General features: G+C 73.3%; 20 protein-coding genes and 1 tRNA gene. 14 read left to right on the top strand and 7 right to left on the bottom strand.

Going from position 1 to position 21322, the window contains the following annotated elements; all coding sequences use genetic code 11:
• The first annotated feature begins 35 nt into the window (after positions 1-35).
• The 3 genes from L332_RS20190 to L332_RS20180 all read left to right on the top strand — a co-directional run bounded on the left by L332_RS20190 (position 36) and on the right by L332_RS20180 (position 3112).
• Positions 36-1052: a magnesium and cobalt transport protein CorA gene (locus L332_RS20190; protein WP_021010074.1), complete on the top strand. Its 1017-nt coding sequence runs from the start codon at positions 36-38 to the stop codon at positions 1050-1052.
• 33 nt (positions 1053-1085) lie between these two features.
• On the top strand, positions 1086-2072 hold the full coding sequence (locus L332_RS20185) for a malate dehydrogenase (protein ID WP_021010073.1): 987 nt from the start codon (positions 1086-1088) through the stop codon (positions 2070-2072).
• Positions 2073-2263: 191 nt separating this feature from the next.
• Entirely contained in the window at positions 2264-3112 is an 849-nt protein-coding gene (locus tag L332_RS20180) for an endonuclease domain-containing protein (protein ID WP_021010072.1), read from the top strand.
• 66 nt (positions 3113-3178) lie between these two features.
• On the opposite strand, the gene L332_RS20175 is transcribed toward L332_RS20180, so the two are convergent.
• Together L332_RS20175 and L332_RS20170 are read right to left on the bottom strand one after the other, a co-directional pair.
• Positions 3179-3251 (bottom strand) — tRNA-Glu (locus L332_RS20175).
• Positions 3252-3334: 83 nt separating this feature from the next.
• On the bottom strand, positions 3335-4222 hold the full coding sequence (locus L332_RS20170) for a diacylglycerol/lipid kinase family protein (protein WP_021010071.1): 888 nt from the start codon (positions 4220-4222) through the stop codon (positions 3335-3337).
• Between the two features lie 76 nt (positions 4223-4298).
• Between L332_RS20170 and L332_RS20165 the strand changes: the two genes are divergently transcribed.
• Positions 4299-4940 carry an MBL fold metallo-hydrolase gene (locus L332_RS20165; RefSeq protein WP_021010070.1) on the top strand — a complete coding sequence of 214 codons (642 nt, stop codon included), beginning with the start codon at positions 4299-4301 and terminating at the stop codon, positions 4938-4940.
• Positions 4941-4968: 28 nt separating this feature from the next.
• Entirely contained in the window at positions 4969-5730 is a 762-nt protein-coding gene (locus L332_RS20160; RefSeq protein ID WP_021010069.1) for a sulfite exporter TauE/SafE family protein, read from the top strand.
• 26 nt (positions 5731-5756) lie between these two features.
• Here the strand turns inward: L332_RS20160 and L332_RS20155 are convergent, their stop codons facing one another.
• Positions 5757-6683 (bottom strand): NAD(P)/FAD-dependent oxidoreductase, encoded by a 927-nt coding sequence (locus L332_RS20155; RefSeq protein ID WP_021064940.1) that lies wholly within the window; start codon positions 6681-6683, stop codon positions 5757-5759.
• Positions 6684-6711: 28 nt separating this feature from the next.
• On the opposite strand from L332_RS20155, the gene L332_RS20150 reads away from it, so the two are divergent.
• Positions 6712-7146, top strand: a complete 435-nt coding sequence (locus L332_RS20150; protein WP_021010067.1) for a helix-turn-helix domain-containing protein — start codon at positions 6712-6714, stop codon at positions 7144-7146.
• A gap of 18 nt (positions 7147-7164) precedes the next feature.
• Positions 7165-7917: a TSUP family transporter gene (locus L332_RS20145; RefSeq protein WP_021010066.1), complete on the top strand. Its 753-nt coding sequence runs from the start codon at positions 7165-7167 to the stop codon at positions 7915-7917.
• Between the two features lie 118 nt (positions 7918-8035).
• Here the strand turns inward: L332_RS20145 and L332_RS20140 are convergent, their stop codons facing one another.
• Positions 8036-8995: a succinylglutamate desuccinylase/aspartoacylase family protein gene (locus L332_RS20140; RefSeq protein WP_021010065.1), complete on the bottom strand. Its 960-nt coding sequence runs from the start codon at positions 8993-8995 to the stop codon at positions 8036-8038.
• The gene (locus L332_RS20135; protein WP_021010064.1) at positions 8988-9476 is read right to left on the bottom strand and encodes an ATP-dependent zinc protease family protein; all 489 of its coding nucleotides are present in this window, start codon (positions 9474-9476) and stop codon (positions 8988-8990) included. The genes L332_RS20140 and L332_RS20135 overlap by 8 nt, the downstream gene beginning before the upstream one ends.
• A 37-nt stretch (positions 9477-9513) precedes the next feature.
• Here L332_RS20135 and L332_RS20130 point away from each other — a divergent pair, with 37 nt between their 5' ends.
• Entirely contained in the window at positions 9514-10710 is a 1197-nt protein-coding gene (locus L332_RS20130) for a RimK family alpha-L-glutamate ligase (RefSeq protein ID WP_021010063.1), read from the top strand.
• Between the two features lie 19 nt (positions 10711-10729).
• On the opposite strand, the gene L332_RS20125 is transcribed toward L332_RS20130, so the two are convergent.
• Entirely contained in the window at positions 10730-13681 is a 2952-nt protein-coding gene (locus L332_RS20125; protein WP_021064939.1) for a cytochrome P450, read from the bottom strand.
• A gap of 99 nt (positions 13682-13780) precedes the next feature.
• On the opposite strand from L332_RS20125, the gene L332_RS20120 reads away from it, so the two are divergent.
• Positions 13781-14704, top strand: a complete 924-nt coding sequence (locus tag L332_RS20120; protein WP_021010062.1) for a LysR family transcriptional regulator — start codon at positions 13781-13783, stop codon at positions 14702-14704.
• The gene (locus L332_RS20115; protein ID WP_021010061.1) at positions 14701-15102 is read left to right on the top strand and encodes an HtaA domain-containing protein; all 402 of its coding nucleotides are present in this window, start codon (positions 14701-14703) and stop codon (positions 15100-15102) included. Before L332_RS20120 ends, L332_RS20115 begins: the two co-directional genes overlap by 4 nt.
• A 59-nt stretch (positions 15103-15161) precedes the next feature.
• Here L332_RS20115 and L332_RS20110 read toward each other — a convergent pair whose 3' ends face one another.
• Positions 15162-16574 (bottom strand): MFS transporter, encoded by a 1413-nt coding sequence (locus L332_RS20110; protein ID WP_021010060.1) that lies wholly within the window; start codon positions 16572-16574, stop codon positions 15162-15164.
• Between the two features lie 171 nt (positions 16575-16745).
• Between L332_RS20110 and L332_RS20105 the strand changes: the two genes are divergently transcribed.
• From L332_RS20105 to hpaD, 4 genes are all read left to right on the top strand, one after another.
• On the top strand, positions 16746-18260 hold the full coding sequence (locus L332_RS20105) for a fumarylacetoacetate hydrolase family protein (protein WP_021010059.1): 1515 nt from the start codon (positions 16746-16748) through the stop codon (positions 18258-18260).
• On the top strand, positions 18257-18958 hold the full coding sequence (locus L332_RS20100) for a GntR family transcriptional regulator (protein ID WP_021010058.1): 702 nt from the start codon (positions 18257-18259) through the stop codon (positions 18956-18958). Before L332_RS20105 ends, L332_RS20100 begins: the two co-directional genes overlap by 4 nt.
• Positions 18959-19037: 79 nt before the next feature.
• Positions 19038-20531: a 5-carboxymethyl-2-hydroxymuconate semialdehyde dehydrogenase gene (gene hpaE / locus L332_RS20095; protein WP_021010057.1), complete on the top strand. Its 1494-nt coding sequence runs from the start codon at positions 19038-19040 to the stop codon at positions 20529-20531.
• A 21-nt stretch (positions 20532-20552) separates the two neighbouring features.
• On the top strand, positions 20553-21322 hold a 770-nt coding region (gene hpaD, locus L332_RS0114965; RefSeq protein WP_031223416.1), incomplete at its 3' end, for a 3,4-dihydroxyphenylacetate 2,3-dioxygenase.

Genomic DNA, 21322 nt, shown 5'->3' with positions numbered 1-21322 from the left:
TGTCGGCGAACACGCCGCGGCCGTACATTGCTCGCATGGCCATCGCCGACGCATCCGTCTGGGCCGAGGGCACGCGCGTCGACGGCGCGGTGCCGTTCGATCGAGTGCTCGAGACGGCCGCCGAGCGCGGAGGCTTCGCGTGGGTCGACCTCGTCGACCCCGACGAGCCCGAGCTGCTCGCCGTGACGGCGGAGCTCGAGCTGCACCGGCTCGTCATCGAGGACGTGCTGCAGCGCGGGCAGCGCCCGAAGCTCGAGCCCTACGACGGCGTGAGCTACTGCGTGCTGCATCGGCTCGAGCAGCTCGGCGAGCGGCTCGTCGCCCACGAGGTGCACGCGATCGTCGCGCCGCGCTGCGTCGTGACGATCTCGTGGGATCGCCGCGAGGGGCTCGCCGATGTGCGCGAGCGGCTCGGGTCGGGCCGCGACGGGCTCGAGGTCTCGCCGGCGACGGTGCTCTACGCGCTGCTCGACGAGACGGCGGACCAGCACGCGGCTCTCGCCGACGCGATGCGGGAGCGCATCGCCGAGATCGAGGAGTCCTTCTTCGGGGAGGGCGATCCGGGCACCGTCGACGTGTACCGCGCGCTCCGCCGGGTGGTGGCGATCGAGCGCGCCGCGGAGCCGGTGAGCGGCATCGTCGAGCGGTTCGCGGCGCGCCTCGCGCGAGAGCCCGAGCGCGAGGCCGACGAGCTGCGCAGGCACCTCCGCGACGTCGACGACCACGCGCAGCAGACGGCTGCCAGGCTCGAGGCCGCGCAACGGCTGCTCACCTCGCTGCTGCAGCTCGCGTCCGCTCGCGTCGCCGAGCGGCAGAACGACGAGATGCGCGCGCTCACGGCGCTGCAGGTCGAGCAGAACGAGCAGACGAAGAAGGTCACGTCGTGGGCCGCGATCCTCTTCGCCCCGACCCTCATCGCCGGCATCTACGGCATGAACTTCCGCACGCTGCCCGAGCTGCACTGGGGTCTCGGCTACCCCTTCGCGCTGCTGCTCATGGTGCTGCTCGCGGGCGGCCTCTACCTCGCGTTCCGGCGGCGGGGCTGGCTCTAGCGACGTCCAGGGAGCGCACGGCACGATGGGCGCATGCGCGCTCCCATCACCGTCGCCGTCACGGGCGGCGCAGGCCAGATCGGCTACCAGCTGCTGTTCCGCATCGCCGCGGGCGACATGCTCGGGCCAGACCAGCCCGTGCGGCTGCGGATCCTCGAGATCCCGGATGCGCTGCCGGCGCTCGAGGGCGTCGTCATGGAGCTGCACGACTCGGCCTTCCCGCTGCTGCACTCGGTCGACACGACGGCGGATGCGTCGGTCGCCTTCGAGGGCGCCGGCCACGCGCTGCTCGTGGGCGCGCGGCCGCGCGGGCCGGGCATGGAGCGCTCCGACCTGCTCGCCGCGAACGGCGCGATCTTCAGCGCGCAGGGACGCGCGATCCAGGAGCACGCGAGCCAGGACATCCGCATCACCGTGACGGGGAACCCGGCGAACACGAACGCGCTCATCGCGGCCGCCGCCGCGCCCGACATCCCGCGCGAGCGCTTCTCGGCGCTCACGCGGCTCGACCACAACCGCGCGATCGCGCAGCTCGCTGCGCGGACGGGCGAGCCGGTCGCCGGCATCCGGCGCATGATCGTGTGGGGCAACCACTCGACGACGCAAGTGCCCGACCTCACGCACGCGATCGTGGGCGAGTCGCTCGCGACCGACCTCGTCGAGCGCGAGTGGGTGCGCGACGAGTTCGCGCCGACGGTCGCGAACCGCGGCGCGGCGGTCATCGCGGCGCGCGGCGCCTCGTCGGCCGCGTCGGCCGCGTCGGCGACGATCGACCACGTGCGGTCGTGGATGCTCGGCACGGCGCCCGATGACTGGACGTCGATGTCGGTCATCTCGCGCGGCGAGTACGACGTGCCCGAGGGGCTCGTCTCGTCGTTCCCGGTGACGACCGCCGAGGGCGAGTGGTCGATCGTCGACGACCTCGAGCTCGAGCCGGAGGTCGCGGAGCAGCTGCGCGCCTCGGTCGCCGAGCTCGAGCAGGAGCGCGAGCAGGTGCGGGCGCTCGGCTACCTGGGCTGAGGCGGGCGAGGCGTCACGCAGGGAGTCGCGATTCGAGATCCGTCACGGAGGGAGTCGATCGTCGACTCCCTCCGTGACATCGACTCCCTGCGTGATGCACTGTCGCATCGGATCGACCGCGGCGTCCGCCGCTCTCCACAGCGCGACGCCGCGTCGGCATGCCGTGGCGTCGGAGCAGGCACGCTTCGTCGATGCGCAGCATCATGGCCGACGTCCTCGCGGCGCAGGGCGCGACGACGCGCGCCGCGCTGCACGCCCTCGGCCATCCGTACCGGTCGATCCGAGCTGAGGTCGCGAGCGGACGGCTCGTCGCCATCGGCAGGTGGTGGGTCGTCACGCCTGACGCGAATCCGGCGATCGGAGCAGCGCTTCGGAGCGGCGGGGTCCTCGGCGGAGCCAGCGCTCTGCGCTCCTACGGCGTCTGGGTGACGGAGCTGCGCGTGGTGCAGATCGCCACCCGCCCGCACTCCAGTCCGCCGAACGTGCTCGAAGGCGAACGCATCTGGAGCGACTTCACGGTCGACGACAAGCTGTGGCGCGTGAGCCTCGTCGATGCGCTCGCGCAGCATGCCCGGCGGGTGGAGCGGGACGACGCGATCGCCTCGATCGACAGCGCGCTGCACAAGGGGCTCCTCGGTGAGGATGGGCTCGACCGGCTCTTCGGGATGCTGCCGCTCCGGTGCCGGCCATGGCGGCGCGAGCTCGACGCGAGCGCGGAGTCGGGGCTCGAGTCGCTGCTGCGCGTGCCGTGCCGCGACCGCGGATGGCGCGTCGAGACGCAGATGCCCGCACCGGGCGGCGGTCGCGGTGACCTGCTGATCGATGGCTGGCTGTGGGTGGAGACCGACGGCGACGAGTGGCACGACAACGAGAAGCAGGCGGCGAAGGACCGGAGACGGGGCACCGCGATCACGGCAGCCGGCGGCCGCTGGCTGCGCTTCGGCTACGCCGATGTCATGCACGAGCGGCCGCGCACGATGTCGGTCATCGAGCTCGTGATGGCGCAGGGACGACCGGCGCCCGTCCGGCTCGCGGGGTGAGCGGGCTGCGAGGTCGGGCCGGGAACGGCGAAGCGCCCCGGTCGTGAGACCGGGGCGCTCCTGGTGTGACCCCAGCGGGATTCGAACCCGCGTTACCGCCGTGAGAGGGCGGCGTACTAGGCCGCTATACGATGGGGCCGTGCTGCTCTCGCTCGCGAAAGCAACCTGGATAGTGTGCCACACGAATCGGGCGTGCGCCAAATCGGCGCCGGCGGCGGCCCGTCACGGAGCTCGGAGCACCTGCAGCGCGCCCGGCATCGCGGTGCAGCGCACCGGCAGCCTCCCCACCATCTCCCCGTCTGCGCACACCGTCACCGGGTCGTCGCTCGCGATCTCGACCGACTCGCAGTCGCGGACGTGCAGGCGGCGATCGGCCTCGTGGCGACCGCGCAGCACCTTCGCGAGCGTGAGCAGGAACCGCGGGTACGACACCTCGTCGGCGAGCACCGCCGTGAGCCGGCCGTCGTGCAGCGACGCGCTCGGCGCGATCGGCACCCCGCCGCCGAACGTGCCGTTGTTGGCGATCGCCGCGATGAGCGTGCGCCACGACCGCTCCTCGCCGCCGTCGAAGCGCATCCGGAACGTGCGGTGCCGCGGCCGCAGGAGCGTCGCGGCGATCGCGGCGCGGTAGCGCAACGCGCGCGGCACGCGCGTGAACCGGTTCGAGCGCACCGTGACGTCGGCGTCGAAGCCGACCGAGACGACGCCCGCCGCGAGCTCGACCCCGTCGGGGTGCTCGATGCGCACGAGGTCGAAGCGCTCGGGCGAGGCCGCGAGCGCCGCTTCGAGCCCATCCATCGCCTGCTCCCCGATGCGGATCCCGAGCGAGGCCGCGAAGTCGTTGCCGCTGCCTGCCGGCACGATCACGAGCCGCTTCGAGGTGCCGCCGACGATGTTGACGCCGAGGTGCACCATGCCGTCCCCGCCCACGACGACGAGCGCATCCGCCGTCGTCATCGCGAAGCGCGACTGCTCGAGCTGGCCGCGGTAGTCGGCGGCCGCGATGTGCCGCACGTCGTGCCCGAGCGCGGCGAGGCGCGCAGCGACGCGCTCGCCGACAGCGCCCGCGCGGCCGGCGCTGGTCGGCTTCGACGCCACGACGATGCGCACGGGAGCGAGCCTAGGCGAGCCGCAGGCGCGACCGGTGCACCTGCACCGGCCCGCCGCACCGCCTATCGTGGATGCCATGCGAGTGACCAAGCGAGAGCACGCCTGCATGATCCTCGATGAGGACGGACGCCAGCTCGTCATCGACCCGGGCAACCAGACCGGCCCCGTCTCGGCCCCCGACCTCGTCGCGATCGTCATCACGCACGAGCACGCCGACCACTGGGACGCCGGCCGGCTGCGCGAGCTGCTCGCGGCCAATCCCGGCACGCCCATCTACGCGCCGGCGGGCGTCGCGGCCGCCGCGGAGGAGTTCGACGTCACGGTCGTGGAGGCGGGCGAGCGCGTGACCGCCGGCCCCTTCCGGCTCCGCTTCTTCGGCGGCACGCACGCCGAGATCCACCGCTCGATCCCGCTCGTCGACAACCTCGGCGTGCTCGTGAACGAGCGCTTCTACTACCCGGGCGACTCCTACGCGACGCCCGACGTCAAGGTCGAGGTGCTCGCCGCGCCCGCCGGCGCTCCGTGGCTCAAGATCGGCGACGTGATGGACTTCGTGGCCGCGGTCGCGCCGCGCGCGACCTTCGCGGTGCACGACGCGCCCCTCTCGCCCATGGGCCTCGGCATGGCGCACGCGCGCATCGAGGCGGCGGCCGCCGAGCACGGCGGCACGCATCACCGGCTCGAGAACGGCGACTCGCTCCGCATCGGCGAGCACTGATGATCGCGCGCCGCCCGGGCGCGCCGTCGTGATCGATCCGCTCACGCTGCTGCTCTACGCGGCGGCGATCTTCGTCGCGACGGTCGCCCAGCGCGTCGTCGGGCTCGGCTTCGGGCTCGTGATGGGCCCGGTGTCGACGATCGTCGCCGGCCCGATCGCGGCGGTGCCGCTCAACTGCATCTTCGCCGTCGTCGCGTGCTCGCTCATGCTGCCGGGCGTGTGGCGCGAGGTCGACTGGCGACGGCTGACATGGCTGCTGCTGCCCGCGGTGCCCGCGAGCGTCGCGGGGCTCCTCCTGGCGCGCGTCGTGTCGGCGGATGCGCTCCGCATCGCGGTCGGGATCCTCGCGATCGCGGGCGTGCTGATCTCGGTCGTCTTCACGCGCTCGCGCCACACGCTCGACGGCCCGGGCACGCGCATCGGCTCCGGCCTCGCGATCGGCGGCTTCAACGCCGCGGTGGGCGTCGGCGCGCCGCTCGTCGGCATCTACGCGCTCGTGAGCCGCTGGGATCCGATCGTGCTCGCCGCGACGATGCAGCCCTTCTGGGTCGTGCTCAACCTCGTGACGCTCGGCGAGCGGGCGGTGCTCGTGCCCGAGGGCTTCCCGCAATGGCCCTGGTGGGCGTGGGTCGGCGCCTCGGCCGCCGCTGCGCTCGGCACGCTGCTCGCCCACCGCATCGCCCACCGGGTGCCCGCGGGCGTCGCGCGCGCGGCAGTCATCGTGCTCTCCATCGTCGGTGGCGTCGCCGTCATCGCCACCGGCATCGCGGGGCTCCTCGCGACGGCGTGAACCCCGCGGCCTCGCCGTCGCGGGGCTCACGCGATGAGCTCCCGCACGATCCCCGCGGCCGCGAGCTGGCCGGCCGCCGCGGCCGCGATGACGGAGTGCCCGCCGGAGAGCGCCGCGTCACCCGCGGCGAGCACGCGCGGCACGCTCGTGCGGCCGAGCATGTCGACCTCGATCGTGCCGTCGGGCCGCATGGCGCAGCCGAGCGCCTCGGGCAGGGCCGAGCCCTGCCGGAAGTCGCCGCCCGCGAGCACACCGGTGCACGGCAGCGCCGTGCCGTCCTCGAGGTCGATCGCCGTCAGCCGGCCGCCGTCCTCGACGACACCGGTCGCGCGCCGCTCGTCGACCTCGATGCCGCGGGCCGCGAGCGCCGCTCGCGCCTCCGGGTCGACGGGCAGCCCGTCGGTGAGCCACGTCACGCGCTCGGCGACGCCCGCCATGATGCGCGCGACGTGCTCGCGCTGCGGCTCGCCGCCGAGCACGACCACGCGGGCACCGAGCTCGTGGCCATGGCAGAACGGGCAGTGGGCGACCTGGCCGCCCCAGTGCCGCGCGAGACCGAGCGGCAGCGGCACGTCGGCGACGCCCGTCGCGAGCAGCAGGAAGCGCGCCTCGAGCCGCTCCCCGCTGGCGAGCTCGACCGCAACGGCGCCGTCCCCGACCTCGGCGGCGGCGACCCGGCCGTCGACGAGCCGCACGGTCGCGTAGCCGGCGAGCTGCTCGCGCGCGACGGCGCGGAACTCCGCGGGCGGCGTCCCGTCGCGCGAGACGACGTTGTGCATGTGTGCGGCGGATGCGTTGCGACCCGGACCGGCGTCGACGAGCGCGACGGAGCGGTGCACCCGCGCGAGCGTGAGCGCGGCCTGCAGCCCCGCGGGGCCGCCGCCGACGACGATGCAGTCGAGCGGCTCGGAGCCGGCTCGCGAAGGGTCCTGGACGAGGTCGAGCGTTGCCATGCGCACCAGCATGTGACTTCATGTCGACATGAGGTCAAGTCTGCTGTCGATCGGCGAGCTCGCCGCCGAGTTCTCCCTCGCCCCGCACGTGCTGCGCCACTGGGAGGCCGAGGGCGTGCTCGAGCCCACGACGCGCGTGGGCGGCAAGCGCCGCTACGACGAGAGCGCGCGCACGCGCATCGGCACGATCCTGCGCGCACAGGACGCGGGCATGTCGCTCGCCACCATCCGCTCCGTGCTCGCGACCGAGAGCGCCGCCGAGCGGCACGCGCTGCTCGCCGACCACGTCACCCGGCTCGAGCGCCAGCAGGCGGAGCTCGAGGCCGCGCTCGCCGTCATCCGCCACCTCCAGTCGTGCACCCACAGCGACTTCGCCCGGTGCCCGGGCTTCCGCGACCTCATCACCGCCGAGCCGCAGCCGATCGCGCACTCGGCGCGCCTGCACCGTCGCGCATCCCCCTGAGCACCTACGCTGACGGCCGTGGACCTCCTCTCCCTCGCCGTCGCGGCCGTCGCCGTCTTCATCGGCGCGGCGGGGCAGCGCATGATCGGGATGGGCTGGGGGCTCGTCGTCACGCCGGCGGTCGCGCTCGTGGCGGGCCCGCTCGCGGCGGTGCTCGTCGTCAACCTCTACGGCGCGCTCGCGTGCCTCGTGATCCTCCCGAGCGTCTGGCGCGACATCGACTGGCGGCGGCTCGCGTGGCTCGCCGTCCCCGCGGTCGCGATGATGGTGCCGGGGCTGCTGCTCGCGAGGGGTGCGGACACGGATGCGCTGCGCATCGTCGTCGGCGTCATCGCGGTCGTCGGGGTGGTCGTCTCGGTCGCCTTCACGAGCAGCGCGCGGGCGCTCGACGGCCCGCCGCTGCGCGTCGCCGCGGGGGCGACGATCGGCGTGCTCAACGCGAGCGTCGGCATGGGCGCGCCCGCGCTCGGCATCTACACGCTGCTCTCGGGCTGGCAGGACCGCACGTTCGTCGCGACGATGCAGCCGTTCTGGGTGATCGTGAGCGGCGTGATCGTCGCGATCCGCCCGGTCGTCGCCCCCGAGGGCGCTCCCGAGTGGCCCTGGTGGGGATGGGCGCTCATCGTGGTCCCGGTCGTCGCGGGCGTGCTGCTCGGCAACCGGCTCGCGCACCTCGTGAACCGCACCGTCGTCAAGTGGTCGATCATCGCCCTCTCGCTCGCGGGCGGCCTCGCGCTCATCGTGACGGGCACGACCGCACTGCTGGCCTAGCGCCGCTCGACCGGCGCCGCGCTGCCGTTCGCGCCGACCGCCGGCGCTGCGCCACCAGCTGAGCCCGGCTCAACCGGACAGCCGACAGGGCGCGACAGCATTCGGCTCGCCCGCCCGACTATCCGGTTGAAGATCCTTCAGGCTCCGCGAGGTGCGCGACCGCGTCGCCCGCGTGCACGATCGGCGCGCGGGTGAGGCCGATGACGATGCCGGCGCGGTCGGCGCGCACGATCCGGCCGCCCGTGCCGAGCGCATCCGCCACCCGGCCGAGCCGCGCGCCCGACTCGACCCGGTCGCCGAGCTCGACGTCGAGGTGCAGGATCCCGGTGCCGCGAGCGCGCACCCAGCCGCTCGCGCGGCACTCGATCGACGCATCCGCCGCCTCGTCGTCGTCGAGCATCCCGAGCGCGGCGAGCACGCGCAGCACGCCCGCGACGCCCACCTCGATCGGCTCCTGCTCGAGCCGCAGCGCCTCGCCCGCCTCGTAGAGCAGCGCGATCGCGCCCGCCTCGCGCGCGGCCTGGCGGAGCGAGCCGTCGCGCAGCTTCGCGTGCAGCATGACGGGAGCACCGAACGCGGCAGCGAGCCGGCGCGTCTCGGGGTCGTCGAGGTCGGCGCGGATCTGCGGCAGGTTGTCGCGCCGGTCGGAGCCCGTGTGGAGGTCGATGCCGACGTCGCAGCGCGCGACGACCTCGGTCATGAGCAGGTGGGCGATGCGGCTCGCGAGCGAGCCGCGCGCCGAGCCGGGGAACGAGCGGTTGAGGTCGCGGCGATCGGGCAGGTAGCGGTCGCCGTTCAGGAACCCGAGCACGTTGACGACCGGCACGGCGATGAGGGTGCCGCGGAGCCGCTCGGGCGACACCTGCGCGAGCACCTGCCGGATGACCTCGACGCCCACGACCTCGTCGCCGTGGATGGCGGCGTCGATCCAGACGACCGGCCCCTCCTCGCGGCCGTGCAGCACGCGCACGGGGAGCGAGACGTCGCCGCCCGTCACGAGCCGGGCGATCGGCAGCTCGACGCCCTTCGCCTGGCCGGCGCGCACGCGCACGCCGCCGATCGCGAACGACTCACGCACCGGCGCGGCCCCGGTTCTTGAGCCGCACGGTGCGCGCGGGACGGCCGCCGAGGTACGAGCGCGCCGAGTCGACCGCGAACCCCTGGCGGAGCGCCTCGCGCCCGACGAGCAGCCGGAAGCCCATCTCGTCGCGGCGCGCGAGCGTCACCTCGGTGAGCACCTCGCGCCCGAGCAGCGCGAGCGCCGTGCGGATGACGATGCGCTCCTGCTCGTGACCCGTCGAGGAGCGGACGAGCCGGCGGTCGTGCACGGGCACCTCGACGACGACGGCATCGGCAGCCGAGCGCTGCCACGGGTGCACCGAGAAGCGCACCCAGTCGGCGCCGTCGCGCGTCGACTCGACGATGTCGAACGCGTGCAGGGCGCTCGTGCGCGCGCCGGTGTCGAGCTTGGCCTTCACGTGCGGCACGCCGAGGTGCGGCAGGCCGACCCATTCGCGCCAACCGGCGATCGCAGGCCTGCGAGGATGGTCATCGCCCATAGGCCCCCATCCAAGCAGGAAGGCAGGTCGACCTCGCATGAGGCTCGCCATCCTCTCGCGCGCTCCGCGCGCCTACAGCACCCGCAGGCTCCGCGCCGCGGCCGCCGAGCGCGGCCACGACGTCAAGGTGCTCAACACCCTGCGCTTCGCGATCGACCTCTCGGGCGAGGCGCCCGACCTGCAGTTCCGCGGCCGGCAGCTCACCGACTACGACGCGATCCTGCCGCGCATCGGCAACTCGATCACCTACTTCGGCACCGCGGTGGTGCGGCAGTTCGAGCAGATGGACGTCTACACACCCAACACCGCGAACGGCATCGCCAACTCGCGCGACAAGCTGCGGGCGACGCAGATCCTCGCGAGGCACGACATCGGGATGCCTCCCACGACGTTCGTGCGCGACCGCGCCGACGTGATCCCCGCGATCGAGCGCGTCGGCGGCGCACCGGTCGTGCTGAAGCTCCTCGAGGGCACGCAGGGCATCGGCGTCATCCTCGCGCCCACGATCAAGGTCGCCGAGGCGATCATCGAGACGCTGCAGAGCACCAAGCAGCAAGTGCTCATCCAGCGCTTCGTCGCCGAGAGCAAGGGCCGCGACATCCGCGCGCTCGTCGTCGGCGACCGCGTCGTCGCCGCGATGCGGCGCAGCGCCCAGGGCGACGAGTTCCGCTCGAACGTGCACCGCGGCGGCAGCGTCGAGCCGGTGACGCTCGACCCCGACTTCGAGCGCGTCGCGGTGCGCGCCGCGCAGATCATGGGCCTCAAGGTCGCGGGCGTCGACATGCTCGAGGGCAACGACGGCCCGCAGGTGATGGAGGTCAACTCCTCCCCCGGGCTCGAGGGCATCGAGCGCGCGACGCGGCTCGACGTCGCGGGCGCGATCATCGACTACATCGACAACCAGGTCGCGTTCCCGCAGATCGACGTGCGCGAGCGGCTCGCCGTCTCGACGGGCTTCGGCGTCGCCGAGCTCGTGGTGCACGGCGACGCCGACCTCGTCGGCAAGCCGCTCGACGCGTCGGGGCTCCGCGAGCGCGACATCACGGTGCTGACGCTGCACCGCGGCACGACCGTCATCCCGAACCCGAAGGGCACCGAGGTGCTGCACGCCGAGGACCGGCTGCTGTGCTTCGGCCGGCTCGAGGAGATGCGCTCGATGATCCCGGCGCGGCCGAAGCGCCGGGCGCGGGTCAAGAAGCTGCCGAAGGTGCCGCTGCCGCCGCAGGAGGACTGACGACGGCTCGGCCGGCGCGTCAGGCGACCGGCGCGGCCGCCTCGGCGAGCACCCCCTCGGCCCACTCGAGCGCAGCCTCGGTCGCGGGCACGGGCCCGCCGGCATCGTGCCGCCCGTACTCGCCGACGCGCTCGGCGCCGCACGCCGCGAGCGCCTCGGCGACGAGCTCGCTGCCGCGCGAGTACGTCTTCGCGTAGCTGCGGTCGCCCATCCCGAAGGCCGCGAAGCGCACGCCGCGGAGATCGGGGCGCTCCTCGACGAGCGCGCGGAGGAACGGCCGGGCGCTCGTCGGCACCTCGCCGTCGCCGTACGTCGAGCAGACGAGCAGGTGGAGGCGGCTCGCATCGAGGTCGCCCGGCGCGGCGTCGGCGATGTCGACGACCTCGACCGCCGCCCGGCCCGCGAGGCCGCGCCGCAGCTCGTCGGCGACGAGCTCGGCGCCGCCCGACTCGGTGCCGAACAGCACCGTCACCGGCAGCCCCGCCCCCTCGGTCGCGGTCTCGAGGCGCTCGACCTCCGGCAGCGGGATCGTCGCGTCGCGCGCAGCCTCGAGCAGCGCGGCGCGCGAGCGCAGCTTCGACCGCGAGCGCCCGGGCGCCGCGCCGAGCTGCTCGCGCACGTCGATGCGCCGCCAGCCCTCGAAGTCGGTCTCCCCCTCGACCGGCGGCAGCCCGTCGCGGCCCGCCCCGATGGCGCCGGCCTCGAGGTCGTCGGCGATGAGGCGCGCGAGCTCTCGCGCGTCGGTGCGCTGGTCGGGGATCGTGCCGCGCGGCCCGCGCCGCAGCCAGCCGGCGGTGTAGAGGCCCGGCTCGACCCGGCCGCTCGCGTGCGCGCCCGGTTCGACGAGGCACTCGTCGTCGGCGGCGAAGCCGACGGCCGTCACGATCGCGTCGGCCCCGAGCTCGACCTCGCCGTCGGCACCGCGGAAGACGGCCCGCTCGACCCGGCCGTCGCCCTCGATGCGCGCGGGCGAGAGCCCGAACCACCAGTGCACCTCGACGCGCGGCTGGGAGGAGGGCTCCGCGACCAGACCCCGCACCGCATCCGCCCGCGCGTCCTTGCCCGGCTCGATGCCCTCGAGCCCGGCGCCGTGCACGCGATGCGCAACGCCCGGCAGGCCCGCGAGCTCGCGCACCATGACCGGGTCGAAGCGCGCGGCGCTCGGGGCGCTGCGGCCGACGACGTGGATCGTGCGCACGGCACCGGCGAGCCGCTCGTGCGCCTCGTCGTCGACGTCGGTGCCGCCGAGTCCCTCGGCGTCGCGCGCGAGCAGGCGCACGACGTCCATCGCGACGTTGCCGTGGCCGACGACCACGACGCGCTCGCCGAGTGACGGCGCCTCGCCCTCGTCGGCGTGCGCGTTGAGCAGCCGCGTGATGCGGCCGGCGCCGTGGACGCCCTCGAGCGCGTCGCCCGGCACGTCGAGCGGCCGATCGGCGCGCATGCCGGTCGCGAGCACGACGGCGTCGTAGGCGCCTCGGAGCGCGTCGAGCGGCACGTCGACGCCGACGCGCACGTTGCCGCGGAACCGCACGCGCTCGTGCTGGAAGAGCCGGTCGAACTGCCGCGCGACCGACTTCGTGCCGGGGTGGTCGGCGGCGACGCCGGAGCGCACGAGCCCGTACGGCACCGGCAGCCCGTCGAGCACCTCGAGCTCCGCCGCCGGGAAGCGGCGGCGGAGCGCCTGAGCGGTGAAGCAGCCTGCGGGCCCGGCGCCGACGATCGCGATGCGCGGCGCGGCCTGCTCGGCGGCTGCCGGCGCGGCGACGACCGTCGCGGGCTCGGCGACCGAGCGCCACCGCACGGGGAGGCTCGTCATGCCGCGGAAGACCCAGCCGGCGATCGTCGGGGGCGCGTCGGGCACGACGTCGAGCCCGCGCAGCCGCTCGAAGAGCATGGGCAGCGCGACATCGGCGACCTCCGAGCGCGCGACCCACGCGCCGAGGCACACGTGCACGCCCTTCCCGAAGGCGAGGTGCGGCTTGACCTCGCGGCGCACGTCGAAGCGCGCGGCGTCCTCCCACACGCGCTCGTCGCGGTTGGCGGAGAGGATGCAGATGCCCAAGCGCGCGCCGGCCGGCAGCCGCACGCCCGCGAGCTCGGTGTCGCGCGTGACCTGCCGCGAGTAGAGGCCGATCGGCGCGACCCAGCGGAGCGTCTCGTCGAACGCCGCGTTCCAGAGCGACGGGTCGGCCTCGACGGCGCGCCGCTGCTCAGGATGCGTCAGGAGCGCCCACGCGGCGACCCCGAGCGCGTCGCGCGGCTCGTTGAGGCCGCCCCCGATCGTCATCTTCACGTTGGCGCGGATGCGCTCGATCGGCATCTCGTAGTCGGGGATGCGCAGGAGCTGCGACAGCAGCGACTCGTTCGGGTTGGCCGCGTGCCACGGCAGCACCTCGTCGAGCGCCGCGTCGACCTCGTCGAACGAGCGCAGCCCCTTTGCCCACACCTCGGGGTCATCGGCGTAGTTGCCGGTCGCGTCGATGAGCGTCTGCGACCAGCGCTGCAGGTCCTCCTGCCGAGCGCTGTGGAGGCCGATGATCTCGCGCAGGCTCTCGGCGGCGTAGGGGGCGGCGAAGTCCCAGATGAGGTCGGCGCCCGGCCCCTTCTCGACGAGCTCGTCGAGGTAGCGCTCGGCGTTCCGCTCGAACGTCGAGCGCCAGACGCGCTGCACGACGCCGGGCCGCAGCGCGGGCTGCCACGCCTTGCGCTCGAGGTAGTGCTCGGGGTCGTCGCGGCGCAGCATCGAGTGGCCCATCGCGCGGATCTGCAGCGAGCCGCGCTCGTTCGCCGAGAACACCTCCTGGTCGAGCTCGGTCTCGTGCACCGCCTCGTAGGAGGTGACGAGGTAGCGCCCGACGGCGGGCACCCAGTGCACGCCGCCCTCGGCGCGCAGGCGCTCGTAGATCGGGAACGGGTCGCGGTGGAGGTCTGGGATCGTCACCCAGTCGGCGACGGGAGCTTCGGGCATGGAGCACATCCTCGTGATCGGTCCTGCCTCGATCATCCGCCACCCGCTACGTTGGCGAAAGCGGATGCATCGCACGTTCTACCTCGGAGGAGCCGAAGAATGGATGCCCTCGACGCCCCTGGCTTCACCCTGCGGCAGCTCTCCTACCTCGTATGCGCCGCCGACGAAGGCACGATCGCCGCTGCCGCCGCGCGATTGCACGTGTCGGCGTCGGCGATCTCGGAGGCGATCAGCGAGCTCGAGCGCGAGCTCGGCTCGCAGCTGACGGTGCGCCGGCGAGCGCGCGGCCTGACGCTCACGAGCACGGGTGCGGATGTCGTCGCTCGCGCCCGCGACCTGCTCGCGTCGTCGCGCGAGCTCGAGACCTCGCTGCGGGGAGCCCCCGGCGAGCTCGTCGGGCCGGTCACGATCGGCTGCTACCCGACCCTCGCGCCGACGATCCTCCCTCCCCTCCTCGCCGGGTTCGGCCGCGCGCATCCGCGGGTCGAGCTCGACATCGTCGAGGCGACGCACGACCGGCTCGAGGGCCGGCTCGAGTCGGGCCGCATCGACGTCGCCTTCGTCTACGACACGCTCGTGCCGGGCGAGCCGCGCCGGGCCAAGCTCTTCGCCCTGCCCGCGCACGTCGTCGTCGCGGGCGACGACCCGCTCGCCGCGCGCGGCTCGGTGCGCCTCGCCGAGCTCGCCGAGCGCGACCTCATCCTGCTCGACGCGCCGCCCTCGAGCGAGCACACCCTCTCGCTCTTCGCGGCGGCGGGCGTCACGCCGCGCGTGCGCCACCGGGTGCAGAGCTCCGAGGCCGTGCGCGCGCTCGTCGGCCGCGGCCTGGGCTACGGCATCCTCGTGCAGCGGCCCGCGAACCCCGCGAGCTACGAGGGCTACCCTGTCGCCATGCTCGAGATCGCGCCGCGCGTGCCGCCGGTCGGCATCGACGTGATCTGGCCCGCGTCGCCCGAGCCGACCGCTCGCACGCGCGCGCTCATCGAGTTCGCGCGCTCACTCCCCTGGCCCGGCCGCCCGTGACCGCGCTCGACTGGGGCATCAAGGCGTCGCTGCTCGACTACGTGCGCGGCCGCGGGGCGGGCACGGTCGAGGCCGGCGGCGGGGCGACGGCCGAGGGCGACCGCTTCCGCTTCCCCGCGGCCGGCGAGGGCGCGTTCCTCGGCTCCGTGACGCTCACCGCGCACAGCGGCATGCTGCGCCTCGTCATCGCCGATCCCGCGATCGTACGCTCGCCCGAGGGCTGGCTGCTCGAGATCGCCGACCCGCACGAGCCGGGCGAGCGCCTCGCCTTCGCGACCATCGCGGCGTTCGACGGCGAGCGCGCCTCGGGCACCGCGCTCACGCAGGACGGCGCCGACCTCTTCTTCGGGCCCTACGAGGCGGGTACTCCGCTCGACGACCCGCGCGTCGAGCCCTGATCCGACGCAGACGCGGAACGGCCCCGCCACAGTGGCGGGGCCGTTCCGGTCTTCGAGGGTCAGCGCTCGACGGCTGCCTCGCGGTCGACCTCGGAGAGCGCGACGAACTCGTCGCCCTTCTTCCAGCCGTCCCACTTGCCCGACTTCTCGAACTCGATCGAGAGCGGGATGCCCGTGCGGTCCTTCAGCAGCAGCGTGCCGATCAGCGAGAGCACCACGGTCGCGAGCAGGTAGCCGACGATCGCCCACGTCGAGCCGGTCGCCTGCAGCAGCGCCTGCGCGATCGTCGGCGCGAACGCACCGCCGATCACCGCGCCGATCGCGTAGGCGATCGAGACGCCCGAGAAGCGCACCGAGGCGGGGAACGACTCCGCGTACCACGCCGCCTGCGCGCCGTAGGTGAGGCCCAGGCCCACGCCGAGCAGGATCGTCGCCCACGCGACGCCCGCGACGCCCGTCTCGACGAGCAGGAACAGCGGCACGATGCCCGCGGCGAGGGCCGTCCAGCCGATGAGGTAGAGCGGCTTGCGGCCGATGCGGTCGGAGGCCCAGCCGGCGACGAACGTGAACACGAGCCACGAGAGCGAGCCCGCGAAGGTCGCCAGCTGCACGCCGACGGGGTCGAAGCCGAGGCCCGGCACCGGCGCGTCGACGGGTCGGGACGCGAGGCCCTGCACGTAGCCGCCGGTCGTCATGTAGCCCGTGGCGTTGTTCGCCATGAAGACGAGCGCGGCGAAGAGCACGACGAGGCCGTACTTCTTGAAGACCTGCACGATGGGCGCCGACTGCTCCTGCGCCGTCTCCTTGATCTCCTGGAACACCGGCGACTCGTCGACCGAGCGGCGCACGAGGTAGCCCACGAGCACGAGGATGATCGAGATGAAGAACGGGATGCGCCAGCCGACCTCGAGGAACGCGTCGCCCGGGAACATGGCACGGATGGCCGCGAGGATGCCGGTCGCGAGCAGCATGCCGATCGGCACGCCGGCCTGCACGAACGAGCCGTAGAGCCCGCGGCGGTTCGCCGGCGCGTGCTCGATGGCCATGAGCACGGCGCCGCCCCACTCGCCGCCGGCCGAGAGGCCCTGCAGGATGCGCAGCACCATGAGCATGATCGGCGCGAGGATGCCGACCTGCTCGTAGGTGGGCAGCGCGCCGACGAGCGTGGTCGCGACGCCCATCAGGAGGAGCGTGAGGACGAGCATCGGGCGACGGCCGATCCGGTCGCCGAAGTGGCCGGCGAGGAACGCGCCGAGCGGGCGGAACAGGAACGAGATGCCGATCGTCACGAGCGAGATGATCTGGCCGACGCCCGGTCCGGCCGGCTCGAAGAAGAGCTGCGCGAAGACCAGGTTCGCCATGAAGGCGTAGATGAAGAAGTCGTACCACTCGATCGTGGTGCCGACGACGACGGCGGCGAGGACCTTGTTGCGCTCTCGCGCGGAGGTGTGAGGCGTCGTGCTGTGAGACACGCTGACTCCTTTGTCAGGGGAAGGGCGCCGAGGGCTCGGTGCCGGGACTGAGTGGAAGATATACGATTTCGTGCACGACGACAAGCGCCTTGGGCGGACCCTGAGGCTGCCCCGATCGGCCAGCGCACGACGGCCTTGCACACCAGATTCGGAATCGTATACGATGCCGACATGCATGCATCGTCGCAGCTCCCAACCGACTCCCTCGCCTCCGCCGAAGCGGCTTGGGGCCTGCTCGGCTCCCGCCCCGGCAAGGTCTTCGCGATGCACATCGGCTACCGCGGCCGCGCCGCGCAGAAGGGCCGCACGCCCGAGGCGCCGGGCTTCTTCCTCAAGCCCGCGACCTCGCTCTCGACCGGCGGCGAGGTCGTCATGCCGGCGGGCACCGAGATCTTCGGCTTCGAGGGCGAGATCGCGATCGTCATCGGCTCGCACGCGCGAGCGGTGGACGAGGCGGATGCGTGGGCGCACGTCGCGTCGGTCACCGCGTCGAACGACCTCGGCGTCTTCGACCTCCGCTGGGTCGACAAGGGCGCCAACATCCGCTCGAAGGGCGGCGACGGCATGACGCCGATCGGCCCGGCGCTGCTCGACGCGACGCGGCTCGACCCGCACGCGATCGAGGTGCGGACGTGGCTCGACGGCGAGCTCGTGCAGGAGGACTCGACCTCGACGCTCCTCTTCTCGCTCCCGCAGATCGTGAGCGACCTCTCGCAGCTCATCACGCTCGAGCCCGGCGACGTGATCCTCACGGGCACGCCCGCGAACGCATCCACCCTCTCCCCCGGCCAGTCGGTCGAGGTCGAGGTGACGGCGACCGCGCTCGACGGCGAGCGCCTCTCGACCGGGCGGCTCGCGTCGACCGTGCGGGTCGGCGAGCAGCGGCTGCCCGCCTACTCCGCCCAGCCGAAGCCGACGCCCGACCAGTGGGCCGACGCATCCGGCCGCCCGATCGCCGAGTTCGAGCCGCAGGCCGCGCCCGTGCTCGACGACGAGCTGCGCGACAAGCTCTCGCGCGTCGCGCTCGCGACGCTCTCGTCGGGACTGCGGAAGCGCGGCCTCAACAACGTCTCGATCGACGGCCTGCGCTCGACGCAGCCCGGCAAGCGCATGGTCGGCACCGCGCGCACGCTGCGCTACGTGCCCAATCGCGAGGACCTCTTCAAGAGCCACGGCGGCGGCTACAACGCGCAGAAGCGGCTGTTCGACTCGCTGCAGCCCGGCGAGGTCGTCGTGATCGAGGCGCGCGGCGACAACCGCTCGGGCACGCTCGGAGACATCCTCGCGCTCCGCGCCCGCCACCTCGGCGCCGCGGGCCTCGTCACCGACGGCGGCGTGCGCGACCTCGACGTCGTGACCGAGATCGGCGTGCCGACCTACCACGGCGGCGGCCACCCCGCCGTGCTCGGCCGGCTGCACGTGCCGTGGTCGTTCGACGAGACGATCGCGTGCGGCGGCGCGACCGTGCAGCCCGGCGACATCATCGTCGGCGACAACGACGGCGTGCTCGTCATCCCGCCGGCGCTCGCGCGCGAGCTCGTCGAGGAGAGCCTGCAGCAGGAGGCCGAGGAGGAGTGGATCGCCGCGCAGGTCGAGGCGGGCCACCCCGTCGACGGGCTGTTCCCGATGAACGCCGAGTGGCGCGCGAAGTACGAGGCCGAGACCGCCGCGACGGAGGGGTCGTGAGCGGCCGGCGGCAGCGCACGGCCGCCGTCGCCGAGTCGGGCGGCACGATCGCACCCTCGAAGTCGCAGCGCGCCTACCGGCTGCTGCACGACCGCATCGTCGACGGCACCTACTCCCCCGGCTTCCGGCTCGTGCTCGACGCGATCGGCCGCGAGCTCGACATGAGCGTCGTGCCGGTGCGGGAGGCGATCCGCCGGCTCGAGGCCGAGGGCCTCGTCACGTTCGAGCGCAACATCGGCGCGCGCGTCGCCGAGATCGACGAGCTCGAGTACCACGACACGATGGAGACGCTCTCGTACGTCGAGGGCGCCGCGATCTCGCTCGCCGCCGGCCTCTACTCGGCGTCGGACGTCGCCGCCGCGCGCGCGATCAACGACGAGATGCGGCAGTCGCTCGCCGACTTCGACCCCGTGCGGTTCACCGCCCTCAACGAGGCGTTCCACCGGCAGCTCACCGACGTCTGCCCCAACGGCGTGCTCGGCGACGTCATCGACACGTGCTGGAAGCGCCTCGCGCGGCTGCGCCAATCGACCTTCTCGTTCGTGCCGAGCCGCGCCGTGCCATCGGTCGACGAGCACGACGGGATCCTCGCGCTCATCGAGGAGGGCGCCGACCCGCGCCGCATCGAGCTCGCCGTGCGCGCGCACCGGCTCGCGACGCCCGATGCCTACCTGCACCGCGCGCAGCCCAAGCCCTGAGCCCCACGCAGCCCTGAGCTGCCGACAGCCCTGAACCGCCGACACCGGCGACGACGACCCGAACAGACAAGGAGCCACCATGGCCGACCAGCCCGCAGGCATCCCCGACCTCATCCCTCACTACATCGACGGCGAGCGCGTCGCGTCGGTCGACGGCGACACGTTCGGCGTGCTCAACCCGGTCACGAACGAGGACTACACCGTCGCCGCCTCCGGCAAGCAGGCCGACATCGACCTCGCCGTCGCCGCCGCGAGCCGCGCCTTCCACGAGGGCCCGTGGCCGCGCATGAAGAACCGCGAGCGCGCGCGCATCCTCTCCCGCATCGCCGACATCGTCGAGTCGCGCGACCAGGAGCTCGCGCAGTTCGAGTCGTGGGACTCGGGCCTGCCGATCACGCAGGCCAAGGGCCAGGCGCAGCGCGCCGCCGAGAACTTCCGCTTCTTCGCCGACCTCATCGTCGCCGGCCGCGACGACACCTACAAGGTGCCCGGCACGCAGGTGAACTACGTCAACCGCAAGCCCAAGGGCGTCGCGGGCCTCATCACGCCGTGGAACACCCCCTTCATGCTCGAGTCGTGGAAGCTCGGACCCGCGCTCGCCTCCGGCTGCACCGTCGTGCTGAAGCCCGCCGAGTTCACGCCGCTCTCGGCGTCGCTGTGGGCGGGCATCTTCGAGGAGGCCGAGCTGCCGCGCGGCGTCTTCAACCTCGTCAACGGCTTCGGCGAGACCGCGGGCGACGCGCTCGTGAAGCACCCCGACGTGCCGCTCATCTCGTTCACGGGCGAGAGCCGCACGGGACAGCTCATCTTCGGCAACTCGGCGCCGCACCTCAAGGCGCTCTCGATGGAGCTCGGCGGCAAGAGCCCCGCCGTCGTCTTCGCCGACGCCGACCTCGATGCCGCGATCGACTCGACGCTCTTCGGCGTCTTCTCGCTCAACGGCGAGCGCTGCACGGCCGGCAGCCGCATCCTCGTCGAGCGCAGCGTCTACGACGAGTTCGTCGAGCGCTACGCGGCGCGAGCGAAGAGCATCGTCGTGGGCGACCCCGGCGACCCGAAGACCGAGGTCGGCGCGCTCGTGCACCCCGAGCACTTCGACAAGGTCATGTCGTACGTCGAGATCGGCAAGGAGGAGGGCCGCCTCGTCGCCGGCGGCGGCCGCCCCGAGGCGTTCCCCGAGGGCAACTTCGTCGCCCCGACCGTGTTCGTCGACGTCGCCCCCGAGGCACGCATCTTCCAGGAGGAGATCTTCGGGCCGGTCGTGTGCATCACGCCGTTCGACTCCGACGAGGAGGCGCTCGCGCTCGCCAACAACACGAAGTACGGGCTCGCCGCCTACATCTGGACGAACGACCTCAAGCGCGCGCACCTGTTCGCGCAGGACGTCGAGGCCGGCATGGTGTGGCTCAACAGCCACAACGTGCGCGACCTCCGCAGCCCCTTCGGCGGCGTCAAGGCCTCGGGCCTCGGCCACGAGGGCGGCTACCGCTCGCTCGACTTCTACAGCGACCAGCAGGCCGTGCACATCACGCTCGGCGACGTCCACACCACCCGCTTCGGCGCATCCGCCTGACCCCTGCCAAGGAGCAGCACCATGAACGAGATCCCCAAGCCCTCCGTCCCCGCGCCCGACATCATCCGCTGCGCCGCGATGGACCTCGTGGTCACCGACCTGGCCAAGAGCCGCGAGTTCTACGTCGACATCCTCGGCCTGCACGTGACCGAGGAGGACGACGAGGCGATCTACCTGCGGTCGTTCGAGGAGTTCATCCACCACAACCTCGTCCTCCGCAAGGGCCCCGTCGCCGCGGTCGCCGCGTTCGCGTACCGCGTGCGCACGCCCGAGGACGTCGACCGCGCCGAGGCCTACTACCGCGAGCTCGGATGCCGCACGGAGCGTCGCGCGGACGGCTTCCAGAAGGGCTTCGGCGACAGCGTGCGCGTCGAGGACCCGCTGGGCTTCCCCTACGAGTTCTTCTACGCGACCGAGCACGCCGAGCGGCTGCACCAGCGCTACGACCTCTACTCGGCGGGCGAGCTCGTGCGCCTCGACCACTTCAACCAGGTCACGCCCGACGTGCCGCGCGGTCGCAAGTACCTCGAGGACCTCGGCTTCCGCGTCACGGAGGACATCCAGGACGACCAGGGCGTCACCTACGCCGCGTGGATGCACCGCAAGGGCACCGTGCACGACACCGCGCTCACGGGCGGGAACGGCCCGCGCATGCACCACATCGCGTTCTCGACCCACGAGAAGCACAACATCATCCAGATCTGCGACAAGCTCGGCGCGCTGCGGATGTCGGACCACATCGAGCGCGGCCCCGGCCGACACGGCGTCTCGAACGCGTTCTACCTCTACAT

It is taken from the genome of Agrococcus pavilionensis RW1, from assembly GCF_000400485.1.
Lineage (GTDB): Bacteria > Actinomycetota > Actinomycetes > Actinomycetales > Microbacteriaceae > Agrococcus > Agrococcus pavilionensis.
Note: the sequence above shows the minus strand (reverse complement) of the source record. Positions and strands in the feature narration are given on the sequence as shown.

Excerpts from the sequence above, each read along its gene's own strand:
- L332_RS20190 (WP_021010074.1), top strand. The coding sequence starts at position 36 with ATGGCCATCGCCGACGCATCCGTCTGGGCCGAGGGCACGCGCGTCGAC.
- L332_RS20185 (WP_021010073.1), top strand. The coding sequence starts at position 1,086 with ATGCGCGCTCCCATCACCGTCGCCGTCACGGGCGGCGCAGGCCAGATC.
- L332_RS20180 (WP_021010072.1), top strand. The coding sequence starts at position 2,264 with ATGCGCAGCATCATGGCCGACGTCCTCGCGGCGCAGGGCGCGACGACG.
- L332_RS20165 (WP_021010070.1), top strand. The coding sequence starts at position 4,299 with ATGCGAGTGACCAAGCGAGAGCACGCCTGCATGATCCTCGATGAGGAC.
- L332_RS20155 (WP_021064940.1), bottom strand. The coding sequence starts at position 6,683 with ATGGCAACGCTCGACCTCGTCCAGGACCCTTCGCGAGCCGGCTCCGAG.
- L332_RS20150 (WP_021010067.1), top strand. The coding sequence starts at position 6,712 with ATGAGGTCAAGTCTGCTGTCGATCGGCGAGCTCGCCGCCGAGTTCTCC.
- L332_RS20135 (WP_021010064.1), bottom strand. The coding sequence starts at position 9,476 with ATGGGCGATGACCATCCTCGCAGGCCTGCGATCGCCGGTTGGCGCGAA.
- L332_RS20130 (WP_021010063.1), top strand. The coding sequence starts at position 9,514 with ATGAGGCTCGCCATCCTCTCGCGCGCTCCGCGCGCCTACAGCACCCGC.
- L332_RS20125 (WP_021064939.1), bottom strand. The coding sequence starts at position 13,681 with ATGCCCGAAGCTCCCGTCGCCGACTGGGTGACGATCCCAGACCTCCAC.
- L332_RS20120 (WP_021010062.1), top strand. The coding sequence starts at position 13,781 with ATGGATGCCCTCGACGCCCCTGGCTTCACCCTGCGGCAGCTCTCCTAC.
- L332_RS20105 (WP_021010059.1), top strand. The coding sequence starts at position 16,746 with ATGCATGCATCGTCGCAGCTCCCAACCGACTCCCTCGCCTCCGCCGAA.
- hpaE (WP_021010057.1), top strand. The coding sequence starts at position 19,038 with ATGGCCGACCAGCCCGCAGGCATCCCCGACCTCATCCCTCACTACATC.